Origin of the sequence: Mesorhizobium sp. M0991, from assembly GCF_040318915.1 — a bacterium.
Lineage (GTDB): Bacteria > Pseudomonadota > Alphaproteobacteria > Rhizobiales > Rhizobiaceae > Mesorhizobium.
The window spans coordinates 14412-40837 of the sequence record NZ_JAMYNE010000027.1; the positions used below are offsets into that span (position 1 = coordinate 14412).

Genomic DNA, 26426 nt, shown 5'->3' on the forward strand with positions numbered 1-26426 from the left:
GAAGACTACCGATGAGGCAAACCGAAACGCTCCCATCCTGCATGATCGTGGTTCCGTGCCTGAACGAAGCGGCCCATATCGGCGCGTTGCTTCGAGAGCTCCGCCCTGCGGCCGAGAGGCTGGGCGCCGTGATCATCGTTGCCGATGGCGGCAGTACGGACAGCACCAGAACGATCGTCGCAGATATCGCCGCAAAAGATCGGCGGGTGATCCTGCTCCACAATGAAAAGCGCTTGCAGAGCGCGGCGATCAATCTCGCCGTCGCCAGATTCGGGGACGGCGTCGACTATCTCATTCGCATCGACGCGCACGGCGGCTATCCCGCGGATTATTGCGACCGGCTGGTCGAAGAAGCGCAGGCTACCGGCGCAGATTCGGTCGTCGTCTCGATGCTGACCAGTGGCAGCGGCATGGTGCAGAAAGCAGCGGCAGCGGCGCAGAACTCCAGGCTCGGCACCGGCGGCTCCAAGCACCGGCACCTTTCGGCGGGGGAATGGGTCGATCATGGCCACCACGCACTGATGCGGATCTCGGCCTTCACCGCGGTCGGCGGCTATGACGAAACGTTCAGTCACAATGAGGATGCCGAGCTCGACTATCGGCTCCGCCAGGCCGGCTACCGCATCTGGATGACCGGCAAGACGCAAATGGTCTACTACCCGCGCTCCTCGCTGAAGGGCCTCTATTTTCAGTATCTCGGCTATGGCCGTGGCCGGGCGAAGAACGTTCTCAAGCACCGCATGATCCCGAAGATCCGGCAGATGGTGCCGCTTCTGGTGTTCCCCGTGGTTCTTCTCGCCGCCTTTTCCTTCGTCCACTGGCTGGCGGCCGTGCCGCTTTTGCTATGGGCGTCGGTCTGCCTCGGCTACGGCTTTTGGACCGCCCTCAGTCAGCGCAAACCCGACATTGCACTTGCTGGGGTCTCGGCAATGGTCATGCATTTCGGTTGGTCGGTCGGTTTCTGGCTGCAACTGCTCGCACCGCGACCGCAGCGCGGGGTAGCGTGATGGACCCGGTCAGGAAAAATCTAAGCATCGATATCTGCGTCTGCACATTTCGCCGGCCGGAGCTTGCCGACACGCTTCGCTCCGTAGCAGCCATGGATATTCCTGCGGGATACAATGTCGGTATCGTCATTGCCGACAACGACGATACGCCGACGGCCGAACCGCTGGTCGCCAAGCTGGCAGGGGAGCTGAAGCTGCCGGTGACCTACCGGCACGCCCCGGCCCGCAACATCTCGATCGCGCGCAACGCTTGCCTCGATGCCAGTGCGTCGGATTTCGTCGCCTTTATCGACGACGACGAGACGGCCACCGCTGGCTGGCTTGCCGAACTGGTGGCGACGGCGGAAGCAACTGGTGCTGCGGCGGTGCTTGGGCCGGTGCAAGCCCGTTACCAGCCGGATGCGCCCGCCTGGATGCGCAAAGGCGATTTCCACTCGACCTCGCCGGTCTGGGTGCGCGGCGAGATCCGCACCGGCTACACCTGCAACGTCGTGCTCAGGATGGGCACTGAGAGCCTGCGCGGCCGGCGCTTCAGCCTGGCACGTGGCCAGACCGGCGGCGAAGATACGGAATTCTTCGACCAGATGGTCAAGGCCGGCGGCCGCATCGCCTTTTCGCCGGAGGCTTGGGTCGACGAAGCGGTGCCATCTGCCAGGGCGGCATTCGACTGGCTCGGCCGGCGCCGGTTCCGCGTCGGGCAGACGCACGGTCATCTTCTGGGGCGCAACGCACACGGCCTTGCCCGGCTCAAGCAGGTCGGCATTGCCACGGCAAAGGCCGCCTACAGTTTCCTGTCGGCAATTCCGGTCGCCATCGACCCCGTACGCCGGAACCGCAGCGTGCTTCGCGGCATTATGCATGCCGGCGTCGTCAGCGGCCTCGTCGGGGTTCGTGAAATCCGCCAATACGGCCTGTCTTCGCCGCAGCAAGGGGGCAAGCGTGCAGCCTGACGTGAGCTTCGTGATTGCCGCCTACAATGCCGAGGCGACCATCGATCGGGCGATTGCCAGCGCCGTCGCCCAGCGCAATGTCCGCGTCGAGGTCATCGTCGTCGACGACAAGTCGCGCGACCGGACGCTCGACCTGGCGAGATCCTACCCCGAAGACATCGTGCGCGTTGTCGCGCTTGAGCAAAACCGTGGCCCCGGCGGCGCCAGGAACGCCGGCCTTGAGCTTGCCCGCGGCAGATGGGTCGCGGTCCTCGATTCCGACGACGCGGTCTATCCCGGGCGAATCTGCACCATGATCGAACGCGCGGAGAAAGCGGGCGCCGAGATCGCAGTCGATAATCTGCAGGTCGTTCGCGAGGATGGCGTTGCCGAAGAGACGATGTTCCCGGCCGACTATCTGGAAGGGCTCAGTGAAATCTCGCTGGCGGATTACATCGGCGGCAATGTCCTCTTCGAATCGAGGTTCAATCTCGGCTATCTCAAGCCGATCTTCCAGCGCCGGTTCCTGAACGAGAACGGGCTTCGCTACGATGAAAGCCTGATCATTGGCGAAGACTATATCCTCCTGGCCAGTGCTCTGGCCAAGGGCGGCAAATGCGTGGTCGAGCCGACGACAGGCTATGTCTATCACATCCGCACCGGTTCCATCTCCCGGGTGCTCGAACTTCATCACGTCGAGGCGATGCGCAGGGCCGATGCCACCTTCGCCGGGACCCATTCCATGGATGCTGCGGCCGCGGCGGCCTTCGTCAGGCGCGCTCGCAGCCTGCGGCGGGCGGCATCATTCCTGTCGCTGGTCCAGCACATCAAGGCGCGGTCCCCGCTCAAGGCGATATGGACGGCGCTCAGCGATCCGGCGGCGGTTCGGCATATGAGCATGCCGATCGCCGTCCGGCTGCGAAGGGTAGCGGCACAGTTTGCCGTGGTGGCGGGGAGGTGAAGGGCTGCAGGCGAATGAATGAAGACAGTTTTCGCCGCCTGCGACAGGTTGAAATCGATCTCCTCAGAAGGAACATGCAATGAAAAAAGTCAGGAAGGCAGTCATACCGGTGGCGGGGCTTGGAACGCGGTTCCTGCCGGCGACCAAGTCCATGCCGAAGGAAATGCTGCCGGTGGTCGACAGGCCTGTCGTGCAATATGCGGTTGACGAGGCGTTCGAGGCCGGCATCGAGCACATCGTCTTCGTCACCGGCCGCAACAAGGCGGTGATCGAGGACTATTTCGACCTGCATCCTGAACTGATCGGAACCCTGGAGCAGAGCGGCAAGAAGGCGCAACTCGAATCGCTTGAAACCCTGCTTCCCGTCGCCGGCGCGACGAGCTTCATCCGCCAGCAGTCGCCGCAAGGCCTCGGCCATGCCGTCTGGTGCGCGCGCGAAGTCATCGGTGACGAGCCCTTCGCATTGCTTTTGCCGGACATGGTGTCCTTCGGCGGGCGCGGTTGTCTCGCCGAGGTCGCCGATCTTTATGCGCAAACTGGCGCAAACGTTATCGCCGTCGAGCGTTGCGATCCGACCGAGACCAGCAAATACGGCATTGTCGGGCGCGGCGCGGATGTCGGCACGGGCTTCGAGGTGACGGCCATGGTCGAAAAGCCGGCTCCTGCCAACGCACCGTCGAACTTCTACATCAACGGCCGCTACATCCTGCAGCCCGAGATATTCTCGCTGCTGGCCAGCCAGCAGCGCGGCGCCGGCAACGAGATCCAGCTGACCGACGCAATGGTGCGCCTCGCACAGACGCAGGCCTTCTTCGCCCAGCCTTTCAACGGCCGCATGTTCGACTGCGGTTCGAAGGAGGGCTTCATCCAGGCCAATGTCGCTTTCGCGCTGGCGCGGGAGGACATGAAGGGTCCGATCTTCGAGATGCTGCAGGAATTCGTCCGGTCGCATCAGCGTCGGGAAGAAGCCGCATAATGTCCATTTTTTTGAGGCATTGTGGGTGCGGCTGATGACGCAGGACAGGCCGTTGCGCCGCGCGTAACGCGCACTGTCCGGCGCAAGGTTTGCACCCTATGTCCCGACCTTCGAGGCGGTAGCGCCTGCAAACTAGAATTGGACCGAAGATGAACTATGCCAATTTTCCTGTCGACAAGAGGACGCCATTGCCGGCTTCAAATGCGGCAAACGCCGAAGACTTCATCGACATCGAGCGCCTGCTTGGCATGGCCGCGCGGCAGGCGAAAGTGGTTGCCGCCTGCGCCGTCATCGGTCTCTTTCTCGGCGTGCTCTACTTGCAGACGACGCCTCCTACTTATGTGGCGACGAGCAGCGTGCTGATCGACGAAGGCTTGAACAAGGTCGTCGACGACATTTCGGCGGCGTCGGTCAGCATGCAGACCGACTCCGCCGTTCTGAGCCAGATCGAAATTCTGCAGTCGGCCAGGCTGGCGGGGGTGGTCGTCGACAAGCTGAAGCTCGATCAGAACGACGCTTTTATGAACCCTCCGACATCGGCCATGTCGAAAGTGTCAGGCTTTGTACGCAGTATCATCCAGTCGGTCCGCCCCAAGCGCGCCGCTGGCACAACCGATGTCACTCAGCTTGATGCTGCGACGCGTGACGCGATCACCGCATCCTCGTCGCCCCGCGACTATGCAATCTTCAAACTGCAGAACCAACTCGACGCCGAGCGGATCGGCCGAAGCTTTGTCATCAGCATCTCCTTTCAGGCGACGGATCCGGCGCTCGCGACCGCCATCACCAAAGCCTATGCCGACGCCTATCTCGCCGATCAGCTCGATGCCAGCTTCGACGCGACCGAGCGGGCGGCGGTCTGGCTGCAAGGCCGGCTGACCGAGCTTCGTGAGAGCTCCCAGGCGGCCGCACTGGCGGTCGAAAAGTTCAGGGCCGAACATGGATTGGCGGTCAATGACGGCCAGTTGATCAGCGACAAGCAATTGTCCGATCTCAACACCCAGCTGATCGTCGCGCAGGCCGATACCGCACGTGCCGGCGCCCGCTATCAGCAGTACAAGTCGATCGTCGAAAGCGGCTCGGATAATGCGTTCAAGGACGCCGCGATATCGAACGACCAGCCGAGCAGCTCCGTCATCACGACGCTGAAGAACCGCTATCTCACCGTCGCCAAGCGGCAGCAGGACGTCGAAGCGAATTTCGGCCCGCAACATCCGCAGGCCGTCGCGCTCGCCAAGGAGAAGGCCGACATATCGGCGCAGATTTTCGGCGAGCTGAAGCAACTGACCGAAAGCTACCGAAACGAATACGAGGTCGCTCTGGCGCGCGAAACCGCGCTCCGCGCAAATGTCGCCTTGGCGGCTGGCAAGAGCTCCATCGACAACCAGTCGCAGGTCAAGCTGCGTGAGCTGGACCAGAAGGCGACGGCGCTGTCGACGCTCTACCAGACGTTCCTGAACCGCTATGAGGAGGCCGCCCAGCAGCAATCCTTCCCGGTCGGCAAGATCCGGGTCATCTCGGACGCGACGATGCCGCAGTCGGCCGCAACCCCGCGAACGGCCATCGTGCTGGGGCTTTCGCTGGCGCTTGGCGTAATGATGGGGGCAGGGGTTGGTGGTCTGAATGAATTCAGGGAACGCTTCTTCAGGACCGGCGAGGATGTGCGCGACCGTGTCGGCCTCAAATTCCTCGGCTATCTCCCGGTCATCGGCAAGGCTGGCAAGGATGACCAGCGCAATGGCGGTCAGCCTGACGTCAAAGTCGTTGAATCCAAGACCGCCAAGTCCTCCAAATCCCAGCCCTCCAAAACATTGTCGGCAGCCGAAAAACGTGCGCGGATGCGGGTAACCGTCGATGCACCGGCATCGATGTTCTCCGAGACGCTGCGCAACGCAAAGATCGCCTTCGACGTCGTGATGGAGGGCCAGGGCAGCCGGGTCATCGGCGTGGTCTCGGTGCTTCCCGGCGAAGGCAAGTCGACGGTGGCGGCCAATCTTGCCGGGCTGCTTGCCGTCAATGGATCGAAAACGCTGCTGATCGACGGCGACCTGCGCAATCCCGGCCTCAGCCGCAGCCTCGGTATGGAGGCCGAACAGGGCCTGATGGAAGCGGTGGTGAGCGGGCAGACGTGGCAGTCGGTCGGCAAGATCGACCGGCAGACTAAGCTGGCGATCATCCCGGCCGTCCTGCGTGGCCAGTTTTCGCATACCAGCGAGCTTCTGTCTTCAGCCGGCATGCGGCGTTTCATCGATAACGCCAAGGAAACCTTCGAATACATTATCGTCGATCTGCCGCCGCTCGGGCCTGTCGTCGACGCCAAGGCCTTCGCTCCGCTTGTCGACGGCTTCGTGCTGGTCACCGAGTGGGGACGCACGCCGCGTGCGATGGTGCAATCCGTGCTCAGCTCGGAGCCCTACATCGCCAAGAAGATCATTGGCGCGGTGCTGAACAAGGTCGAACTGAAGAAGCTGGCCAAGTATGGCGCGATCGGCGGCTCGGAAAAATTCTTCGACAAATATTCGAGCTACTATCTGGAAAAATCGGAAGCGCGCACCAAGGCGGCTGCCTGAGTGCAGTCCGCGCGTTTCGACCATTTTGCACCCCAGCGGAATCACCCGGCGTCGCAAATATTTATTGGGGTGTTGACGTTCTGAGATGCTTGCTGATGAAGCCAAGCTTCTCCAAGCCTCTGCGCACTTCCGGCGCCCGCATGAAAAGCCGCCACAACAGCCCTGTACGATGGTTCTCGATCATCGCGATGATTGGCCCCTGATTGATGGCCAGATAGGTTCGGGAGTACCAGTTGCGGCTTTCGCAAAACGCGTCGACAAAGCCGAAGCGGCCCCATATGCGTTTCCGAGGCTTGGTCAGGAAGCCACGCAGTGCGCGCATCGCCTCCGCCGGTGCATAAGGGAAGCTCGACAGGGCAGCAGACGGAGTGATTACGCCAAAGTCCCTGTCGGGTGCATGCGCGACGTATCCTCGCGGCCCATGGCTCGCGGTCAGACCCCAGCAGTCAGGGCCGTATCCCAGATGGCTATGGGGATTGCGAACGCAGTGCCGATAATTGATCTGCGTATGACGGAGGTTCTGTTGCCAGTAGTCGGCGTAGCGGTCGCTTAGGCCCCGTGGATCGAGCCCACAGAAAGAATAGTGCGAAAAGAAGAGCGGACCACCAGAATCCATTCCCAATGGCAGGACGATCCCGTCATGATCGCGCCCGTTTCGAAAGTCGGATCCACCAGCAAAGCCTTCGTGATAGATGCCCGGATCAATGGGGTGGCGAGTTGATCCCGCCGCCAGCACGAAGGTGAGCATGCATTCGTTCCAACCCCTGATCGGGCTGTCCATCGCCCAGCCGTGGTTCGGGCTCCAGTGCCACATCAGTTGCCGGGCCCCGCGTGCGAACCAATTCCATTCGGCCGGCAGCAACAGCGCGTTCACGCGCTGGCGAAGGAGAACTTCCTCGGTTGCCATCTCGGCGAAGTACTCACGGGCGCAGATCAGACCTTGAAACAGGAAAGTGGTTTCGACCAGATCAGCGCCGTCATCCTTGCGACCGAATGGAATTGTCGCACCGGTACGGCCATTGACGAAATGCGGAAAAACGCCGTGGTAGCGCGGCGAGTTTTCCAGGAAATCGAGCATGCCATGCAGTCGCGGTAAAGCCGCAGCGCGGTCGATCCATTCCCGTTCGACCGCAACGATGATAGCTGCAATGCCAAAACCGGACCCCCCGATCGTCACCAGATCGTTGGCAGGATCACCTGTGGTCTTCTGCCGGTCGCGGGCAAGACCGCTGACGGGATGCGCGCCTTCCCAAAAATAGCGCACCGTCTGCCGCTGCACAGCATCCAACAGCGCATCATCGTCGAATTCGAAAGTATCTTCCGGAAGGTCGAGTGCTGGAATCATCGAGCCGGTGTTAGTGCCTCGGGTGCCCCAAGGCCATTCCTAAAACAATTGGGCACACGGACCGCCACTCACTGCTGCGTTTGGCCGATTCATTTCGCGACAGGTGGCTGGCAAACCGGTAGAAAGAAAATCAAGGGGACACGGCCCCTGGATTGGCCTCGAAGCCTATGTTCCACCCCATTGCGAATATCGAAGACGCGCAGACGCTGGCGCAGGCCATCGTCAATACGATCGTCGAACCCTTCCTCGTTCTCGATGAGAACTTTCGCGTGCTGGCGGCCAACCGCTCCTTCTATCAGACCTTCAGGGTCGACCCCGAGCAGACGCACGGCTCGCTGCTCTACGCGCTGGGCGACGGCCAGTGGGACATTCCAGCGCTTCACCTGCTCTTGGAGACGATCATTCCCGAGAAGACCGCCATGGACGGCTTCGAGGTCGAGCATGATTTCCCCGATATCGGCCGGCGCACGATGCTGCTCAACGCGCGAAAGGTCCTTTACGACCACAGTTCAGCCGCGACCATCCTGCTCGCCTTCAATGACATCACGGCGCGCCGCGCCATCGAAAGGGAAAAGGAAGAGCTTCTCGGCCGCACCGAAGACTTGCTGCGCCAGAAAGATGTGCTGCTGCGCGAAATGGAGCACCGGGTCGCCAACAGCCTACAGATCATCGCCAGCATTTTGCTGCTGAAGGCTCGGTCCGTCACCTCAGATGAAACGCGGCAGCACCTGAAGGATGCCCATCAACGCGTGCTGTCGGTGGCCGAAGTGCAACGGCATCTCCATGCCTCAACCGGTGCCGACGAAATCGAGGTTGGTTCTTATCTGTCGAAGCTTTGCAGCAGTTTGGCCGCTTCGATGATCGGGGAAACACAGGCTATTGCCGTCAACGTCATGGCGGAAAATGGAAGGATAGATTCCCAGAAGGCGGTGAGCCTTGGCCTGATCGTAACCGAGCTCGTTCTCAACGCCATCAAGTATGCATTCTCGACAGAAAAGGTCGATGCGCTGATCTTGGTGACCTATGAGACCGATGCTGAGGATTGGAAGTTGACCGTATCGGACAACGGGTGGGGCAAACCCGTTGGCGACATTCCATGTGCGGGACTGGGGACAGCGATCGTGGAGGCACTTGTCAAACAGCTTGAAGCACGCATTGACACCGTCACGGGCAACACTGGCACGACGATCGCCGTTACCAGAGCGACATTCACGTCGCGGATGCCGAAAGCAGCATAGCTTGGTCGCTTGGCGTAGGCTTTAAGCGGTTATCCGAATAGTGCCTCGAAGATCGTCCCATCATGTGGGTGTAGCTCGAATGTTTCGAAGCCGCTCGCGAGCGGCTGCCGCTGATGTTCCTATTCTGTGTGCTATAGGTTCTGTTTAATTGGAGAAAAACCGATGCAGCGGACCGTGACGGTAATCGAGAAAATTACGGGCCGGGTGATCGGCGCGTATCCGGTCGATCTTTCGGGCCAGGATCACCAGACTTCCGATGATCAGTATTTTGCCAAAGCATTCGAAGCCGCCGTCGACGGCGGCCTTATTACGGAGGCTGAAGCGCACGCTGTCGAATTCCGTCTGGAATAGACACTCAAGCCGAGATCCACGCTACGTTCGCCTTTCCTTCGCCGCCTTGGCGCCGCTACGAAAAACCCCGCGCGATGCGGGGTTTTTGATGCGGTAAAAAACCTTACGTCTCAGTACGGCGAATTACACAGCTGCCGAGGGCCATAGCTAGGCTGGAATGTATCGTCTGAAGCTCGATAGCTCCGGTATCGGTCATAGCACCACTGTACATGCGAATCGCCGCGACTGACCCGGTTCTGGTTGTTGTTGATGATCACGCCGCTGATCACCGCGCCGGCAGCGAAGGCCGCCAGCGGAAACCAGTAGTCACCATGGCGGCGATAGCCGCGATGGTATTCACGATAGCCGCGATGACCGTTCCAGTTCACGCCATCGTTGCGCGAAAAATTGCGATTGCGGTTGAATTTCCGCTTCATCCACGGCTTGTAGTCGACCGTCGCCACATCGGACGAAACGGAAGGTGTTTGCGGCAGGAACAGTTGAGCTGCGCCGGCTGACCCGGCTGCCGTCACGAATGAAACTGACAACGTGGCCGCGAGCAAACCCGATAATATCTTGTTCATAAATCTCCTTTGAAGGGATGGTTGATATCCCTCTTCGAATTTAAAACGATTTAAAGAGGTCAAGGTTCCATGGCGTGTCAGACAGCTTTCGACACCGCCAGCCAGGCTGTTCGAATCACTCGCCAGGTGCTACGGCTCGAGCAAGCATGGGCAATCTTCACGCAGCGCGGTGTTGCTGGCTTGTTTTTCTACGTTTCATACAGTGAGGGACAATGGCCGGCACTCCTTTGATCAGCATTCTGATCACTTTCCTTGTAATCATTCTGGTGCTGTATCTGGTCAACCGGCTGCCGCTTGATGGTCGTACTCGTCAGATTGCCCAAATTATCGTGATCATTATCGGCATCATTTCGCTGCTGAAGTACCTCGCAGTGTTTTAAGCCACCATGATTGCGATATGCGACGCTGCTGGCGTCCGACTGAGCAGGACAACCCAGCGCTTTGGGCCTACTCGTGCGTAGTAGGCTCGAGACCTTCCCGCTCAGGAAAATATCAGCCTGGCGCGCTTGTCGATGATCCTGAGGGCGGTTAGCCGGCCGCTTTGGAACGCGCCGGTGTCGATGCCAAGCCGGCGCCCCTCGAGCTGCGGAATGTCGACGGGCGTATGCCCATGCACGACGTAGCGGTCGAGAAGATGCGCGGCTTCGAAAAATTCCGAGCGGATGTTGAGCAGGTCGTTCTCGTCCTGCGCGGCCAGCTCGATGCCCGGCCTGATGCCGGCATGAACGAACACGAATTTCGCCGAACAGACCATGACCGGCAGCGCGCGCATGAAGCTGATATGGCCGGCGGGAATGATCTCCCGAATGCGCCGGTCGACCTCCTCGCTTGAACCGTAGAGATCGGCCATGCGCGACGGATCGACGCCGTAGGAAAACAGCGTTTGCAGGCCGCCTATCGCCAGCCACGACTCTCGCGAAATGATCCCGTCGACGTAGTTCAGCATCACGACTTCGTGGTTGCCGGCAAGGCAGATGCGCTGGAAGCCTTGGAGTGGCGGCGCCAGCAGATGATCGAGCACACGCGCCGACTGAGGCCCGCGATCGACGTAGTCGCCGAGCATGATGATGAGCTTGCGCCCTTCGAAGGATGCCGAATCGAGCAGGATCTTCTGCTCCAGCGCGCGGAGTTCCTTGTAGCAGCCATGCACGTCGCCGATCGCATAGACGACTGTGCCCCGCATATCGATCTCCAGCCGCTGGCGTGCCGCGGCCTGGGGCTTTCTCGATCGCTGGAACAGGGTCACGTATGGCATCTCGCATGGCTGTGGGTGCGCCTCGATTTCGGAACAACATGGCGACACACCGCGTGGATACCATGTCCGGCGCCGGTCGTTCCATACCGGAGCTTCGGACGCAACTCGGCTTCGGCGTCCCTACAGGCCGATGCCGCGGCGGTTCAGCGCGGCGGTGATCTCGTCGAGGATGGCCGGGTCGTCGATCGTTGCCGGCATGGCCCATTCCTCCTTGTCGGCAATCTTCTGCATGGTGCCGCGCAGGATCTTGCCGGAGCGCGTCTTCGGCAGGCGCTTGATCGTCACCACCGTCTTGAAGGCAGCGACCGGGCCGATCCGTTCGCGCACCAGCGTGACCGCCTCGTTTTCGATGATGCCGGCGTCGCGGTCGACGCCGGCATTCAGCACGACGAAGCCGAGTGGAACCTGGCCTTTCATCGCATCGGCAATGCCGACGACGGCGCATTCGGCAACATCGGGATGCGCGGCCAGCACCTCCTCCATGGCGCCGGTCGACAGCCGGTGGCCGGCGACATTGATGATGTCGTCGGTGCGGGCCATGACATAGAGATAATCGTCATCGTCCATCATGCCGGCATCCGCGGTTTTGTAGAAGCCGGGGAACTCCTCGAGATAGGCTTGGCGAAACCGCTCGTCGGCATTCCACAGCGTCGGCAGGCAGCCGGGGGGCAACGGCAATTTCACCACGACATTGCCAAGCGTGCCGCGCTTGACCTCATGCCCGGCATCGTCCAGCACGCGAATGTCGTAGCCAGGCATCGGCACGCCGGGCGAGCCGTATTTGACCGGCAAAAGGCCCAGTCCGGCGGGGTTGATGGTCATCGGCGAGCCGGTCTCCGTCTGCCACCAATGGTCGACCACCGGCACGTTCAATTTCTGCTCCGCCCATTTGATGGTTTCCGGATCGGCGCGCTCGCCGGCGAGGAACAGCGTGCGGAATTTGGACAGGTCGTATTTCGGGGCGAATTCGCCTTTCGGGTCCTGTCCTTTGATGGCGCGAAAGGCGGTTGGTGCGGTGAACAGCGCAACCACCCCATGCTCGGCGATCACGCGCCAATAGGTGCCGGCGTCGGGCGTGCCGACCGGCTTGCCCTCGAACAGCACGGTCGTGCAGCCATGCAGCAGCGGGCCGTAGACGATATAGGAATGGCCGACTACCCAGCCGACATCGGAAGCCGCCCAGAACACTTCGCCCGGCTTGACGCCGAACTCGTTTTCCATCGACCATTTCAGCGCGACCATATGGCCGCCATTGTCGCGCACGATGCCCTTCGGCTGGCCGGTCGTGCCCGACGTGTAGATGATGTAGAGCGGATCGGTGGCAAGCACCGGAACACAGTCGACATTGGCGCCGGCGGCCCGCTCACGCGCCACGGCGTCGGCATAGTCGATGTCGTAATTTTCCCTGAGCTCGCAGCGCAGCTGGTCGCGCTGCAGGATGAGGCACCTTTCGGGCTTGTGCCGCGACATCTCGATCGCCTTGTCGAGCAGCGGCTTATAGGCAACGACACGCCCGGGCTCCAGGCCGCAGGACGCAGAGATGATCAGCTTCGGCTTGGCATCGTCGATGCGCGTGGCGAGCTCATGCGAGGCAAAGCCGCCGAAGACAACCGAGTGCACGGCGCCGATCCGCGCGCAGGCAAGCATGGCGAAGGCTGCTTCCGGCACCATCGGCATGTAGATGATGACGCGATCGCCTTTTTGGATGCCGCGGTTCTTGAGCACCGAGGTCAGCGCGACCACCTCGCGCTTCAGCTCGGCGTAGGTGAATTTCGTGATTGTGCCGGAAATCGCGCTGTCATGGATCAACGCGATCTGGTCGGCGCGACCGCCCGTCACATGACGATCGACGGCATTGAAGCAGGTGTTGCACGAGGCGCCATTGAACCATCGGCCATAGACGCCGGCATTGGCGTCGAACACGGTCTCGAAGGGCGAGAACCAGGCGATTGCACTCGCTGCATCGGCCCAGAATTTTTCCGGGTCGCGTTTCCAGTCGTCATAGACCTCATGGTAGCGTGACGCCATCCAGCTTCCTCCCCAGGAATGTTTGCTGTCCTTGAAATAGCGTATGCTGGTTTGTGTAACCATGTATTTGTGCGTTTCGTTTGCCGTCGTTCTAACTTGGCCGCAAGTGCGGGTCATGGTGGTCTGGGGGCCGGTATCGGCCGAATTTTCGGCATTAGGGGCAGGGCGCGATGAAATTGCGATGCGAGCTTGGGTTTTCCGTGGTTGCGATGCTGGCGTTGGTGCTCGCTTCATCTGCTCAGGCCGGCGACGCGGCGGCCCGGCGCGTCATCGGCTTTTCGCCCGACGGCAACTACTTCGCCTTCGAACAGTACGGCACGCTCGATGCCGGTGCTTCGGATTCGGGCTGGTCGGAGATCGACATCATCGACACGCGCACCGATGAGTTCGTCGGCGGCAAGCCGATCGTCATCGTCGACGAGACGGAGGATGCGACACTGACGCTTGCGCAGGCGCGGGAGCGTGCCGCGGCGCAGGCGGCGCCCTTGCTGGCCAAATATGCCATAGCGCCGCGCGGCGAGCGGACGGGCTTAGACAAATTCACCTTTCCCGACGACTTGGTCGCCTACAACGACATTGCGCGCCTCGAGCAGGTTTCGCAGAAATGGCTTTCGCCGGCTTATGACGAGCTTGGCATTTCGACCATCCAGCTCGAGCAGATCCTTGCCGATAGTACTGCGGATTGTTCAGCGAGTTTCGACGGGACGCAGCAAGGCGAGACGATCGGCAAGGCGCTCGGCTTTCGCCTGACGCTGCAGGGTCAGGACGGCAAGCCGATCAAGCTGCTCCATGAGGACAAGGCGGTGCCCGGTTCGAGGAATTGCCCGACTTCCTACAGCCTGTCGGAATCTTACGCATTCACCCCGGATGGAAAACCGGGCGTGCTTGTCGTGCTCGTGCAGCGCTTCAGTCAGGGATTTGAAGGGCGCGACCGCCGTTTCATCGCCGTGACTGGCCAGGCGCGCTGAGGCAACGCGCTGAGAAGTAGTCCGCTACCCGAGTTGTTGTCCCTAGAGCGGGAGGGCAGCGAGCATAAGGCCGACCCCACCGGCGATCAGCAAGGCGGCTGCCAGCATCTTTCCATGGCGCTCGAAACCCGTCGGCGCCCGATCCCAATTGTAACGCATCCTCGAACTCCCCAAACCCGCAGATCCTTTATCTTACGCAGGGTGAGGAGGGCAACTGTCTGACGATGCGCGGCGTTGCCGATGTCGGTCCTATCACCGACTATTTCTGGGACATCCTGCGCCGCTACATGCCCCAGCGCAGCGCGGCCGTATGTACCGGTGCATCCCACCAAACAGCCGCCTCGTCGTCGAGCATGCTCAGCGTGATCGAACAGCCGGCCATGTCGAGCGAGGTCACATAGGATCCGACCAGCGAACGGGCCACCGTCACGCCGTGCTTCTCGAAGATTTTGCGGGCGCTGTTGTACATCAGATAGAGCTCCATCAACGGTGTGCCGCCAAAGCCGTTGACGAAGAGTAGCGCCTGGCCTCTGGCACCGTCGCCCAGGTCACCCAGGATTGCGGTACAGATCTCCTCGGCGATAGCATCGGCGCTCTTCAATGTGTCGCGCCGCCTTCCGGGCTCGCCATGGATGCCAACCCCGAACTCCATCTCGCCGTCGCCGATATCGAAGGTCGGCTTGCCCGCCGCCGGCACGGTGCAACTGGTCAGCGCCACGCCCATCGAGCGCGTCGCGCCGTTGACGCGCTCGCCCAGCGCCTTCAACGGCTCCAGTGGCATGCCTTGTTCGGCTGCCGCGCCGACGATTTTCTCGACCACCAGCGTACCGGCGACGCCGCGCCGGCCGGTGGTGTAGGACGAGTTTTCGACCGCGACGTCGTCATTGGTCACGATTTGCATCACGCCTTCCGTCATTTCAGCGGCCATGTCGAAATTCATCACGTCGCCCTCGTAGTTCTTGACGATGAACAGGCAGCCGGCGCCCGTATTGACGGCTTCGGCCGCCGCCATCATCTGGTCAGGCGTCGGCGAGGTGAATACCTGGCCGGGGCAGGCGGCATCCAGCATGCCATGCCCGACGAACCCGCCATGCAGCGGCTCGTGACCCGAGCCGCCACCGGAGATCAGCGCCACCTTGCCCGGCTTGAGCACCTTGCGGCGGACAAATTTGTGCTCCTCGCCAAGCGCCAGGATGTCGGCATGCGCGGCAACGAAGCCGTCGAGGCTCTCGGTCAGCACCGTATCGACCGAATTCAGAAATTTCTTCATGGCTGTCCTCCCGAAATAGCCCAGCGTCAGCTGCCCTTGCCGGCGATGCTGGTGATCTTCTGGATGAAATCGTTGACCGCCCGGTCGAGCGCCGCGTTCTGCTTGTCGTCGCCGAAATCGGGAACGATCAGCGAGACATGGCGTGTCTTGCGCATGCCTGCAGCCAGCGACATCTTTCCCGGATGCGCCCGATGATATGCGTCAAGGAAATGATCGCGTTCGGCCGAGCTGAAATGGCAGACCGAGAAGATAGCCGGCAAATGCTTCGATGGTATCGGCGTCGAATAGGCCGGGCTGGAAATCTGCGTGACGAAGCTGCGGTGCTTGCCCAGCGCGTCGGCGAGGCGCTGGCGCATGCCGGATGGGCGCTGGTCGATCACCTGCGACAGGATCGTCTTGTAGGCGCGGATCGCCTCTTCGGGGCCGGATTGCGACGCCTTGTCTGCCATGCCGGGGCCTAGATCGAAACGTCCGCGATGGCCGCCTTAGCCATCGCGAGTTGGGCGGGAGCGACGGAGAGGTCACGCAGGCCGGCTTCGAGCAGCGCCGGGATCGAGGCGGGGTCGCCGCCGGCATCGCCACACAGGCTGACCGGGATATTATGCTCGCGGCCGAAGGCGGCAACGGAGGCGATCAGCCGGAGCACGGCCGGGTGCCTGACGGAATTCAGATGTGCGACAGAAATGTTGTCGCGAGCGGCGGCCATCACGTATTGGGTCAAATCATTCGAACCGATCGAGAAGAAGGCGGCCCTGGCGAATGCCTCCGGCGCAATCGCCACCGACGGCACCTCGACCATGATACCAAGCGGCGGCATTTTTTGCGCGATGCCGCACGCCAAAAGGTCAGCCTGCTCCTCTGCGAACAGCGCGGTGGCGCGTCCATACTCTTCCGGGACGGCGATCATCGGGAACATCACCTTCAGATTGCCGTGCATGGCGGCGCGTAGCAAGGCGCGGATCTGCACGCGAAAGACCTCTGGGCGCGCCAGCGACAGCCTGATCCCGCGCAGGCCAAGGAATGGATTACCTTCCTCGACGGTCAGGCCCGGCACAGGCTTATCGCCGCCCGCATCGACGGTACGGATCGTTACCGGCCTGTCGCCTGCCCATTCCAGCACTTTGCGGTAGGCGCGATATTGCGTCTCCTCGTCCGGCAGTGTCTTGCCGAACAGGAATTCGGTCCGCATCAGCCCGACACCGTCGCAGGTCGCGACATCGATGGTGTCGACATCGGACGGATCGGCAATATTCACCTGCATCCGGACCGCTATGCCGGTCTTCGTTGCCGCCGGCCTTGTCAGATAGGCTGCCGCTTTGCCGCGATGCGCTGCGAAAGACAACGACGATCGCCGGAATATGGCGATCTCCGCTTTCGAAGGCGCCAACACGATGCCGCCATGTTCGGCATCGAGCAGTGCGATTCCGGTAAGGTGAGCCGGCGAAGCACCGGGCCCGGCCACCCCATGCGCCACGAGTCCAAGCCCCACCACCATTGGCACGCCGCGCGAGCGTGCCAGCATTGCGACATGACTTGCGGCACTTCCGGCTGTAAGTGCTATGCCGCCGCCGGCACTCCAGTCGGTTTCGAGGAAGCGCGTCGGTGCGATATCCTCGCCGTAGAAGATCGCACCCGCCGGTGCGGCAATGTCGCCGCCCCCGGTCAGCGCGCGCAGCACCTGGTCGCGTATATCGCGCATATCGGCCGCACGCGCCCGGAAATAGTCCTGGTCGGATGTTTCATAGCCGGCGATCTCGGCGTCGAGCGCTGTTCGCCAAGCCACATCAGCAGCCATGCCCTCGGCGATGTGCGAAAAAGCCGGGCCGGTCAGCGCGTCGTCCTCCAGTATGGCGAGCTGGAATTCGAGGATCCCGGCCGCCTCGCTGTCGCTGGTTTCGATCAATGTCGCGAGCCGGCCTGCGGCAATGGAGATGGCGGCCTCAAGCGCCGCTTTCTCGTCCGCGGCAGTCGCCTTGCGGACATAACGCACAGTAGCCTGGTCCAGATCGAACAGCGGCCCCTCGGCATAGCCGGCCGATGCCGAAATGCCCTGCAGCCTAAGCGGTTCGGGCATGGTCCTTGCCTTCGTCGAAATCGCGCCGCACCAGCTCGACCAGCGCGCCGACCGCCTCACCGGCGCCGTCCCCTCTGGCTCTGATATGCAGGACAGTACCTTTCGGCGCTTTCGCAGCCATTACCTTAACGATGCTCTTGGCGTCGAGCCACGGTCCGTTGGCGGCGAGCGCAATCTCGATGTCGGCCGAAAACGTCTTGGCAAGCTTGGTGAACTTCACCGAAGGACGCGCATGCAGTCCCACCTCATGGGTGATCAGGACGCTGGCTTCGGCTGCTGCGGACATGCTTGTCAAAATTCCCGTTCATTCACGACGGCGACAATTCGTGCGCCGTCGCCACCACTTCCTTGAGCGAGGCGCCGCCGGAAGCCTCGGTCGCCGCCATCACCGCGCCTTCGACGATCGGCGCATTGCAGACGATGATCTTCTGGGCGCGTGGTTCGCCGATCATCTCGACCGCCATCTCGCTATTGGTCTCGGCACCGCCGAGATCGACGAGGATCGCGACACCCGCCTCCGACCAAGCCTTGTCGATGGCGCCCATGATCGCCTCGACGTTGGTTCCCAGCCCGCCATGGCCGTTTCCGCCGCACCATGCAAGCGGCACTTCGTTGCCAACCATCTGCCGCACCATGTCGGCGGTGCCTTCGGCGACCAGCGGCGAATGCGATACGATGACGATGCCGACATTGCTCATGCGCGCCTCTCGATTGCTTCGGCTACGGCCCGCACCAGAAGCGCGGTCGAGCGTGCGCCGGCATCCATATGACCGATCGAACGGTCGCCAAGGAATGAGGCGCGCCCACGCAACGCCTTCATCGGCACGGTCGCCTCGGCTGCACTGTCGGCAATGTTGACGATGTCCGCTGCCGTCTTTCCCTGCAGGAGGGCCTCATGCACCGGCTGCAGCACGTCGAGCATGGTCTTTTGCCCGGCCTGCGACTTGCCTCTGGCGGCCACCGCTTCGATAGCCTTGCCGAAGGCCGCCGCCAGATTGGCGCGATCCGGCGCGGCGGAAATCTCGTTGCCGAGCGCCATGAACAGCGTGCCGAACAAGGGACCGGAGGCTCCGCCGACGGTCATCACCAGCTTGGTGCCGATCGCCTTCAGCGCCTCGGGCAACGGCTTTGCCGCGAACGCACCGGCCTCGGCTCGCACGGCCTCGAAGCCGCGTTTCATGTTGAGCCCATGGTCGCCGTCGCCGATCGCCTGGTCGAGCCTGGTCAGCTCTTCGGCATGGGCGGCGATGGTGTTTGCCGACGCCTCGATCAGCCTGGAGAGATCCGCTACCGCCATGTCACCCATGCTCCTGGCCCCTGCGCCGCCGGCAGTACGAGAAAATTGCATATCCGGCAATTGAAGCATTCTTTTCCCCAGTCAAGCGGGTTCGAGCAACGCGGCGAGGGCAGTGAAGACCTCGGTGACGGCAAAGGCGCCGGGGTCGACCACGCCGTCGAGCTGGCTGCCAATATAGGCGGACCGCCCGGCCTTGGCCTTGCGCATGGCCGCGGTGGCCTCGGCTCCGCGTTGCGCCGCGACCGCCGCATCTTCCAGACTCCCCCTATCCAGCGCCCTCAAGGCGGGTTCCAGGGCATCGATCATCGTGCGATCGCCGATCCTCGCTCCGCCATAGAAGGACATCCGATCCAGGCCGGCGAGAAGTGCCTTGGGAGGCGTTTCGCCAGACTGCAGCGCCTGCGCGGCGGCGGTGAAGAAGATCGACAACAGCACGCCGCTAGAGCCGCCCATGCTGGCGCTCAGGATGTCGCCGACGGCGGCGAGCGTTGCGGCAGGGTCGGCGAGCGGCAGTGTCGCAACGCGGCCAAGCACGCTGCGCGCACCGGCCGCCACAGTCGATCCGGTGTCGCCGTCTCCAGCCTTGGCGTCCAGTCCGTTCAACGCGCCTTCAAGCGAGATCAGCCGTTCGCAGACCGCGACCACCAGCCGCTCGGTGCGCGCGTCCTGGCTGGCTTTCGACGCGTTGTCCGGGCCGGCAGCTTTGGCCACCGGCACGACGCTCGTTGGGCGAACGGCTCTTGCCGGCAGCCAGGCGTGAGGGCCGACCGGCGCCCGCAAGGCTGCTTCGCGCGGCGCATCGAGCCGGATCAGCGACAGAGAAAAGCCGTTCATGTTGAGCGCGGTCATAAGCTGCCCGGGCCCGATCGTCAGCGTCACCTTTCGTGCCAGCGGTGAAGCCAACACCGCATTGGCGACAAGCAACATTTCCAGCGGTGGCACCGAACCGAGATTATTGATCAGCAAGGCGTAGTCGCTGGCGGGATCGAGCCGCGCGGCAAGGCGCTCCGACATGATCGCAACCAGCGCTTCGGCACTTTGCACCGCAATCCGCTCAACGCCCGGTTCGCCATGGATGCCGAGGCCGAGTTCAGCGTCCTCGGCGCCAAATCTTTCGTCATGGCTCTGGCCGGGGATCGAGCAGGATGACAGCGATATGCCGAGGGAAACGATGTCCGCCGCCGCGGCCCGCGCCGCCGCGGCAACCCCCGCCAGATCAACGCCTGCTTCCGACAGATGGCCGGCGATCTTGTGAACGAACAAGGTGCCGGCAACGCCACGCGGCTGGGCAATGTCAGGGAGGGCAATGTCGTCGGCGACGATCACCATCTCGACGCGGAAGCCTTCGGCGCGCGCCTTCTCGGCGGCCAAGCCGAAGTTGAGGCGATCGCCGGTATAGTTCTTGACGATCAGCAGGCATCCGGCGGGACCGGTCACCGTGCGGATGGCGGCCAATACCGCTTCCACGCTCGGCGAAGCAAAGATCTCGCCCGAAACCGCCGCCGTCAGCATGCCCATGCCGACGAAACCGGCATGCGCGGGTTCGTGCCCGGCCCCGCCGCCGGAAATGACCGCGACCTTGGTCTTATCCCAGTCCGCGCGGAGAATGACCTTGATCTCGGGATAGCCGTCGAGGCGAGCGAGATCGCCGGCGCCGGTCGTGCCGAGAAAGCCGTCCAGGGCCTCAGTTACGATCGTATCCCTGCGATTGAAAAAATGCTTCATCGAATTGGTCCAGTCCGGTGCCCGAAATTGCCGGTTGAAAGGTGCCAGGAAAACACTCGCGCAGCGCTCACATCAGCCGTCGCCCATCGGCGCCGAAATACAGCGGCGAGCGATAGCGGATCATGATCTTGTCGCCCTGCGCCAGGTCGGTGTCGGGGTCGGTCAGCGTCACCAGCTTCTTGGTCCCCACCGTCACGTGCAGATGGTTCTGGTCGCCGAGATGCTCGACCCAATCGACGACGCCGTCGGCATGGCCGTTCGCGGCCTTCTCGATCGAAAGATGTTCGGTACGCGCACCGATTGTCTTGGTTCCCGCCGGCGCGCCGCCATCCGGCAGCAAGCCGACCGGCAACAAATTGATGGCCGGTTGGCCGAGCCTTGCCGCGACGTGAAGGTTTGCCGGCTCAGAATAGATCGTGCGCGGGGAACCAATCTGCACCAGCACGCCGTCGGCGAGGATGCCGATGCGGTCGGCCATGGTCATCGCTTCGATCTGGTCGTGTGTGACGTAGAGCATTGTAGCGCCGAGTTCGGCCTGGATGCGCTTCAGCTCGAGCCTGAGATCGGCGCGCAGCTTGGCGTCGAGCGACGACAGCGGCTCGTCCATCAGGTAGATCGACGGCTTGCGCACCAAAGCGCGGCCGATGGCGACGCGCTGCATCTCGCCGCCCGAGAGTTTGGTCGAGCGATTATTCAGCTTGTGGTGGATGCGCACCATCTTGGCCACATCCTCGACGCGGCGGCGGATCTGGTCCTCCGGCATTTTCCGCGCCGGCGAGCGCAGCGGAAAGGCGAGGTTGTCGTAGACCGACAGATGCGGATAGAGCGAATATTGCTGGAACACGAAAGCGGTGTCGCGCTCGGCCGGCGACAGCGTCGTCGTGTCGTGGCCGGCAATATGGATCGAGCCCGCTTCGGGCCGCTCCAGCCCGGCGATCAGCCTGAGCGTCGTCGTCTTGCCGGCGCCGGTCGGCCCGAGCAGCACGACGAATTCGCCGTCGGCGATATGCAGGTCGAGATTGTCGACGGCGACATGCTCGCCAAAAACCTTGGTCACGCCTTTGATGTGAACGTCAGCCATGATGCGCTCTCCCCTGGGAGGCCGAGTCATGGATTTCGGTGCGCACCGCACGGCCGGATCCTTTTGCGAACAGCGACAGCCGCGCGCTGCTCAGCGCCAGGCCGACATGATCGCCCGGATTGAGCCGGATTTCGGCCGGCACCCTGGCCTTGATGATGCCGTCTGCCGTCTCCACCGCCACAATCTGCGTGGTGCCGAGATATTCGGTGCCATAAATGGCGCCGCGCAGCTTCGAAGCGTCGTCGAAACGGATGTGCTCCGGCCGGATGCCAAGCGCCATCTCGGCCGGCGCAACATCCTCGCGCACCTCCGGCACGGCCACCTTCGCGCCTTGCACAACAATTTCCCTGGTACCCTTTGAAAGCCCGCCGCCGAAGCTGAGGAAATTCATCGGCGGCGAGCCGATGAAGTCGGCGACGAACATCGTTGCCGGCCGATCGTAGATCTCACGCGGCGTGCCGAACTGCTCGATGACGCCATGGTTCATCACCGCGATCTTGTCGGCCATCGACATCGCTTCCATCTGGTCATGCGTGACATAGACGGTGGTGGCGTGGATGCGGTTGTGCAGTTCGCGCAGCTCATGGACCATCAGGTCGCGGAATTCGGTGTCGAGCGTGCCGAGCGGCTCGTCCATCAGGAAACACTTTGGCCGCCGCACGATGGCGCGGCCGAGCGCAACGCGCTGGCGGTCGCCGCCGGCAAGCCCGGAGACGGATTTGTTAAGCAGATGGTCGATCCGCAAAAGCTTCGCCGTCTCTTCCACCCTGGCCCGGATTTCGGCGCCTGGCATGCCTTGCGCCAGCAGTGGAAAGCCGATGTTCTTCCGCACATTCATGTGCGGATAGAGCGCGAACAGCTGGAAGACGAAGGCGATGTCGCGCTCGCGGGCACGCCGCATGGTGACGTCCTCGCCGCCAAGCAGGATCTTGCCGCCGGTCGGCAGTTCGAGCCCGGCGATCATGCGAAGCGTCGTCGTCTTGCCGCAGCCCGACGGCCCCAGCATGACGAAGAATTCGCCGTCCTCGACGACGAAGTTGGAATCTTGCACGGCGACGAAATCGCCGAATGCCTTCCTCAGATGTTCCACCCTGATCTCGGCCATCGTCTACTCCGGAAATTTCGAGACGATGATGAACATCGCCGTGCCGGCCAGCATGGTGATGAAGGAATAGGTGTAGAGCGCCAGCGCGAAGGGTTGGAACAGCATCAGGAAGCCGATGGCGATGATCGCGGTGGCGACGTTTTCCATCAGCCCGCGCCTGGCCCAGACGGGCCAGCGCGATTTGCGTTTAGTGGTCAGGTTCATTTGCGCACCGCGCCGAAGGTGATGCCGCGCAACAATTGCTTGCGAAGCAGGATGGTGAAGACCAGGATCGGCACCAGGAAGATCGTCGTGCCGGCAGCTACCGCCGGCCAGTCCTGGCCGCCTTCGCCAATGATGGTCGGGATGAAGGGCGGCGCGGTCTGCGCCGTGCCCGAAGTCAGCAGCGCGGCGAAGGCATATTCGTTCCAGGCAAAGATCAGGCAGAAGATGGCTGTTGCGGCAATGCCGGTGGTCGCCTGCGGCAGCACGGTCCGCCAGAACGCCTGCAGCCTGGTGTAGCCGTCGATCATCGCCGCTTCTTCGTATTCGCGCGGGATCTCGTCGATGAAGCCTTTCAGCAGCCACACCGCCAAGGACACGTTGACGGCCGTATAGAGCAGGATCATGCCGAGCGCCGTGTCCGACAGGCCAAGCTCGCGATACATCAGGTAGATGGGAATCGCGACCGCGATCGGCGGCATCATGCGCGTCGACAGGATGAAGAACAAAAGGTCGTCGGCGAGCGGCACTTTGAAGCGCGAAAAACCGTAGGCCGACAGCGTGCCGAGGAACACCGCGCAGAAGGTCGAGCCGAAGGCGATGATCAGCGAATTGACGAAGCGCGGCATGAAGTTCGACGGGCCGGCGATGACCATATTGCGCTTGCGCACCGTCGCATCGCAGAGGCCGGCCGCTGGCCCCAGCGAGTTGATGTATTCCGGCGTCTGCCTGGTCCGCGTCGTGAACAGGTTGCAATAGCCTTCGAGGCTGGGCTGGAACAGGATCTTCGGCGGGTAGGCGATCGAATCCGGCGGCGTCTTGAAGCTGGTGGCGAAGATCCACAGCAGCGGCACGATCGAGATCAGCGCGTAGACGACGATGATCGTGCCGGCGACGCGCTTCGACGTGGCCGACGGTGCGACAACGGAGTGGGCTGACGTCAGGCTCATCTCTGCTTCACCTTGTTCAGCGCCTTGACGTAGATGTTGGCCAGCCCGAACACCGCGACGAACAGGATGATGGCGAAGGCCGAGGAATAGCCCGTCCGCCAGCTTTCGAAGGCCTGCCGCTTCAGCGTGATCGAGGCCACTTCGGTGGTCGATCCCGGCCCGCCGCCGGTGAGCAAATTGACCATGTCGAACATCTTGAAGTTCTCGATGCCGCGAAACAGCACCGCCAGCATGATAAAGGGCAGCGCCATCGGCAGTGTGATCGACCAGAACTGCCGCCAGTTGGAGGCGCGGTCGACCTCGGCCGCTTCGTAGATGTATTCGGGGATCGAGCGCAGGCCGGCGAGGCAGATCAGCATCACGTAAGGCGTCCACATCCAGGTGTCGACGATGATGATCGACCATGGCGCCAGTGACACGTTGGAGAGCATGCTGATCTGCGTTGCCGGGATGCCGGTGACGAACGAAACGGCGTAGGCGAACAGCCCGATCTGCGGCTCGTAGAGGAAGCGCCAGAAATTACCGACCACCGCCGGCGACAGCATCATCGGCACCAGGATGATTGTCGTCCAGAAGGCGTGGCCACGAAACTTACGGTCGATCAGCCAGGCCAGCGTGAAGCCGATCAGCGTCTGCAGCAGGATGGTCCAGAACACGAAATGCGCCGTCGTCTGCATGGCGATCCAGATGTCCTGGTCGGCGAGGATGCGCTTGTAGTTGGCCAGCCCGAGATTCTTCACAACCTCGTTGGGGCGATTGGCGCGAAAATTGGTGAAGGACAGATAGATTGCCCAGAACAGCGGAAAGATGTTGATGGCTAGAAGCAACAGGATCGTCGGCGAGATGAACAGCCAGGCGAGGCCCTTGTCGCTGATGCCCCGGACCTTGCGGGCCAACGGCTCGGGCGTAGCCCGGGCAACGCTGTCCGCCGTCCGATTGAGCATGGTCAGTCCCGCTTCGGTCACTTGGTTCGTCTCGACAATGGAATTTATCTGAACTGTGTCCCGTGCCAAGGGTGGCACGGGACGGTTCGGTCATGGGCTCGGGAGGAGCCGGTTACATTTTGCCGTCGTCCTGGAAGACCTCGGTCCAGTCCTTGACGAGGCCGTCGAGGGCATCCTTGGCCGAGCCTTGCCCGGCGACGACATAGTCGTGGAAGCGCTTCTGCGACGCCTGCAGCAGCGGCGCGTAGCTCGGCTCGGCCCAGAAGTCCTTCACGATTGCCATCGAGTCGAGGAAGGTCTGCGCATAGGGCTGGCTGGCCGGGAAGCCCGGGTCCTTGACAACCGCGTTGAGGCAGGAATAGCCGCCGAGCGACCACCATTTGGACTGCACGTCCTTGTTGGCGAACCATTTGATGTATTTGAGCGCGGCTTCCTGCTTGTCGGAATAGGAGACCACCGAGATGCCCTGGCCGCCGAGCTGGGCGAACTGGTCGCCGTCCGGACCTTTGGGATTGACGAAATAGCCGATCTTGTCGCCGCCGACATTCTCGTCCTTCTGCAGGCCTGGCCAGGTGAAGGCGAAGTTCATGTGCATTGCCACCTGGCCGGATTTGAAGGCATCGACGCCTTCGCCCATGTAGCTGTTCGAGGCGCCGGGAGGGGTGCAGCAATCGTAGAGGGCTTTGTAGAACTCCAGGCCCTTCACCGATTTATCGGAGTTGACGAAGCCTTCCATCTCGTAGGGCTTTTTCGGGTTTTCGTACTGGAAGCCGAAGCTGTAGAGCACGTCCATGGCGCCCATGGTGATGCCTTCCGAGCCGCGCTCGGTGTAGATCGACGCGCCATAGACGGTCTTGCCGTCGATGTCGCGCTTCTGGAAGAATTCGGCGATCTGCTTCAGCTGGTCGAAGGTCGTCGGCGGGCCAAGATCCCAGCCGTACTTTTCCTTGAATTCCTTCTGCAGCTCCGGCTTAGAGAACCAGTCCTTGCGGTAAGTCCAGCCGACGACGTCGCCCATGGCCGGCAGCGCCCAGTAATTCGGCGAGTTCTTCGGCCATTCCGAGTAGCCGACGACGGTCGCCGGCACGAAATCGTCCATGCTGATCTTCTCCTTGTCGAAGAAGTCGTTCAGCTTGACGTAATGGCCGTTCTCGGCGGCACCGCCGATCCACTGGCTGTCGCCGATGATGAGGTCGCACAGCTTGCCGTGCGAATTCAGCTCGTTGAGAAAGCGGTCGGCATAGTTGGTCCACGGCACGAATTCGAATTTCATGCCGATGCCGGTTTCCTTGGTGAAGTCCTTGGACAATTCCACAAGCGCGTTGGCTGGGTCCCAGGCTGCCCAGCAAAGCGTCAGATCTTCTGCCTGCGCGACGTTCGAAACGGCTGTCGACGCAAAGAGTGTCGAGGCCAGTCCCAACGTCAGTTTCAAGGTCGATTTCATGCCTTCCTCCCATTTGCGAAACGCGTCCGGATGACGGTTTCAAGAGCCCGCTAAACCCCTCCTCCGGGGCCCAAACACAACGACGCGGCGGCGCACCGGATGTTTAGTAATTTGTTTAGTGATGCAATTTTTACTAAACAAGGC

General features: G+C 62.1%; 26 protein-coding genes. 9 read left to right on the plus strand and 17 right to left on the minus strand.

All coding sequences use genetic code 11. From position 1 onward, the window contains the following. Window positions 1–11: 11 nt before the first annotated feature. From NKH70_RS28010 to NKH70_RS28030, 5 genes are all read left to right on the plus strand, one after another. Window positions 12–1007 (plus strand): glycosyltransferase family 2 protein, encoded by a 996-nt coding sequence (locus NKH70_RS28010; RefSeq protein ID WP_352719261.1) that lies wholly within the window; start codon window positions 12–14, stop codon window positions 1005–1007. Further along, complete coding sequence (locus NKH70_RS28015; RefSeq protein ID WP_352719262.1) at window positions 1007–1957, plus strand: glycosyltransferase family 2 protein; 951 nt, start codon at window positions 1007–1009, stop codon at window positions 1955–1957. Before NKH70_RS28010 ends, NKH70_RS28015 begins: the two co-directional genes overlap by 1 nt. Further along, on the plus strand, window positions 1947–2897 hold the full coding sequence (locus tag NKH70_RS28020) for a glycosyltransferase family 2 protein (RefSeq protein WP_352719263.1): 951 nt from the start codon (window positions 1947–1949) through the stop codon (window positions 2895–2897). Before NKH70_RS28015 ends, NKH70_RS28020 begins: the two co-directional genes overlap by 11 nt. A gap of 79 nt (window positions 2898–2976) precedes the next feature. After that, complete coding sequence (locus NKH70_RS28025) at window positions 2977–3873, plus strand: UTP--glucose-1-phosphate uridylyltransferase (RefSeq protein ID WP_352719264.1); 897 nt, start codon at window positions 2977–2979, stop codon at window positions 3871–3873. Window positions 3874–4022: 149 nt separating this feature from the next. After that, a complete protein-coding gene (locus NKH70_RS28030; protein WP_353026674.1) occupies window positions 4023–6443 on the plus strand; it encodes a polysaccharide biosynthesis tyrosine autokinase in 2421 nt (806 codons plus the stop codon). A gap of 61 nt (window positions 6444–6504) precedes the next feature. Here NKH70_RS28030 and NKH70_RS28035 read toward each other — a convergent pair whose 3' ends face one another. Next, window positions 6505–7788: a glucoamylase family protein gene (locus NKH70_RS28035; RefSeq protein ID WP_352719266.1), complete on the minus strand. Its 1284-nt coding sequence runs from the start codon at window positions 7786–7788 to the stop codon at window positions 6505–6507. A 167-nt stretch (window positions 7789–7955) separates the two neighbouring features. On the opposite strand from NKH70_RS28035, the gene NKH70_RS28040 reads away from it, so the two are divergent. Both NKH70_RS28040 and NKH70_RS28045 read left to right on the plus strand, forming a co-directional pair. Continuing rightward, window positions 7956–9026, plus strand: coding sequence for a sensor histidine kinase (locus NKH70_RS28040; protein ID WP_352719329.1), 1071 nt, complete (start codon window positions 7956–7958; stop codon window positions 9024–9026). 162 nt (window positions 9027–9188) lie between these two features. After that, the gene (locus tag NKH70_RS28045) at window positions 9189–9377 is read left to right on the plus strand and encodes a hypothetical protein (protein ID WP_352665441.1); all 189 of its coding nucleotides are present in this window, start codon (window positions 9189–9191) and stop codon (window positions 9375–9377) included. Between the two features lie 110 nt (window positions 9378–9487). On the opposite strand, the gene NKH70_RS28050 is transcribed toward NKH70_RS28045, so the two are convergent. Further along, on the minus strand, window positions 9488–9940 hold the full coding sequence (locus NKH70_RS28050; protein ID WP_352719267.1) for a BA14K family protein: 453 nt from the start codon (window positions 9938–9940) through the stop codon (window positions 9488–9490). A 212-nt stretch (window positions 9941–10152) separates the two neighbouring features. Between NKH70_RS28050 and NKH70_RS28055 the strand changes: the two genes are divergently transcribed. Continuing rightward, on the plus strand, window positions 10153–10320 hold the full coding sequence (locus NKH70_RS28055) for a Thivi_2564 family membrane protein (RefSeq protein ID WP_192356189.1): 168 nt from the start codon (window positions 10153–10155) through the stop codon (window positions 10318–10320). 101 nt (window positions 10321–10421) lie between these two features. Here NKH70_RS28055 and NKH70_RS28060 read toward each other — a convergent pair whose 3' ends face one another. Then, a complete protein-coding gene (locus NKH70_RS28060) occupies window positions 10422–11123 on the minus strand; it encodes a metallophosphoesterase family protein (protein WP_352719268.1) in 702 nt (233 codons plus the stop codon). 192 nt (window positions 11124–11315) lie between these two features. Further along, window positions 11316–13223, minus strand: a complete 1908-nt coding sequence (locus NKH70_RS28065) for a propionyl-CoA synthetase (protein ID WP_352719269.1) — start codon at window positions 13221–13223, stop codon at window positions 11316–11318. Window positions 13224–13393: 170 nt separating this feature from the next. Between NKH70_RS28065 and NKH70_RS28070 the strand changes: the two genes are divergently transcribed. Next, window positions 13394–14191, plus strand: coding sequence for a DUF2259 domain-containing protein (locus NKH70_RS28070; RefSeq protein WP_352915838.1), 798 nt, complete (start codon window positions 13394–13396; stop codon window positions 14189–14191). 283 nt (window positions 14192–14474) lie between these two features. Here the strand turns inward: NKH70_RS28070 and dhaK are convergent, their stop codons facing one another. The 13 genes from dhaK to NKH70_RS28135 all read right to left on the minus strand — a co-directional run bounded on the left by dhaK (window position 14475) and on the right by NKH70_RS28135 (window position 26282). Further along, entirely contained in the window at window positions 14475–15461 is a 987-nt protein-coding gene (gene dhaK / locus NKH70_RS28075) for a dihydroxyacetone kinase subunit DhaK (protein ID WP_352719270.1), read from the minus strand. 26 nt (window positions 15462–15487) lie between these two features. Further along, window positions 15488–15910 (minus strand): hypothetical protein, encoded by a 423-nt coding sequence (locus tag NKH70_RS28080; RefSeq protein ID WP_352719271.1) that lies wholly within the window; start codon window positions 15908–15910, stop codon window positions 15488–15490. Between the two features lie 8 nt (window positions 15911–15918). Continuing rightward, on the minus strand, window positions 15919–17535 hold the full coding sequence (ptsP, locus tag NKH70_RS28085) for a phosphoenolpyruvate--protein phosphotransferase (protein ID WP_352719272.1): 1617 nt from the start codon (window positions 17533–17535) through the stop codon (window positions 15919–15921). Next, window positions 17519–17821, minus strand: coding sequence for an HPr family phosphocarrier protein (locus NKH70_RS28090; protein WP_352719273.1), 303 nt, complete (start codon window positions 17819–17821; stop codon window positions 17519–17521). Before NKH70_RS28090 ends, ptsP begins: the two co-directional genes overlap by 17 nt. Before the next feature lie 22 nt (window positions 17822–17843). After that, window positions 17844–18233 carry a dihydroxyacetone kinase phosphoryl donor subunit DhaM gene (dhaM, locus tag NKH70_RS28095; RefSeq protein WP_292659370.1) on the minus strand — a complete coding sequence of 130 codons (390 nt, stop codon included), beginning with the start codon at window positions 18231–18233 and terminating at the stop codon, window positions 17844–17846. Next, a complete protein-coding gene (dhaL, locus tag NKH70_RS28100; protein ID WP_352719274.1) occupies window positions 18230–18832 on the minus strand; it encodes a dihydroxyacetone kinase subunit DhaL in 603 nt (200 codons plus the stop codon). The genes dhaM and dhaL overlap by 4 nt, the downstream gene beginning before the upstream one ends. 81 nt (window positions 18833–18913) lie before the next feature. Next, window positions 18914–20557, minus strand: a complete 1644-nt coding sequence (locus NKH70_RS28105) for a dihydroxyacetone kinase subunit DhaK (RefSeq protein ID WP_353026679.1) — start codon at window positions 20555–20557, stop codon at window positions 18914–18916. A 67-nt stretch (window positions 20558–20624) separates the two neighbouring features. Beyond that, complete coding sequence (locus NKH70_RS28110; protein WP_023717962.1) at window positions 20625–21638, minus strand: ABC transporter ATP-binding protein; 1014 nt, start codon at window positions 21636–21638, stop codon at window positions 20625–20627. Next, on the minus strand, window positions 21631–22743 hold the full coding sequence (locus tag NKH70_RS28115; RefSeq protein ID WP_352719277.1) for an ABC transporter ATP-binding protein: 1113 nt from the start codon (window positions 22741–22743) through the stop codon (window positions 21631–21633). The genes NKH70_RS28110 and NKH70_RS28115 overlap by 8 nt, the downstream gene beginning before the upstream one ends. A gap of 3 nt (window positions 22744–22746) precedes the next feature. After that, entirely contained in the window at window positions 22747–22947 is a 201-nt protein-coding gene (locus tag NKH70_RS28120) for a hypothetical protein (RefSeq protein ID WP_352665425.1), read from the minus strand. Then, window positions 22944–23894 (minus strand): carbohydrate ABC transporter permease, encoded by a 951-nt coding sequence (locus tag NKH70_RS28125; protein WP_352719278.1) that lies wholly within the window; start codon window positions 23892–23894, stop codon window positions 22944–22946. The genes NKH70_RS28120 and NKH70_RS28125 overlap by 4 nt, the downstream gene beginning before the upstream one ends. Continuing rightward, window positions 23891–24838: a carbohydrate ABC transporter permease gene (locus tag NKH70_RS28130; protein WP_302893612.1), complete on the minus strand. Its 948-nt coding sequence runs from the start codon at window positions 24836–24838 to the stop codon at window positions 23891–23893. Before NKH70_RS28130 ends, NKH70_RS28125 begins: the two co-directional genes overlap by 4 nt. A 112-nt stretch (window positions 24839–24950) precedes the next feature. Next, window positions 24951–26282, minus strand: coding sequence for an ABC transporter substrate-binding protein (locus tag NKH70_RS28135; protein WP_352719279.1), 1332 nt, complete (start codon window positions 26280–26282; stop codon window positions 24951–24953). Window positions 26283–26426: the final 144 nt, after the last annotated feature.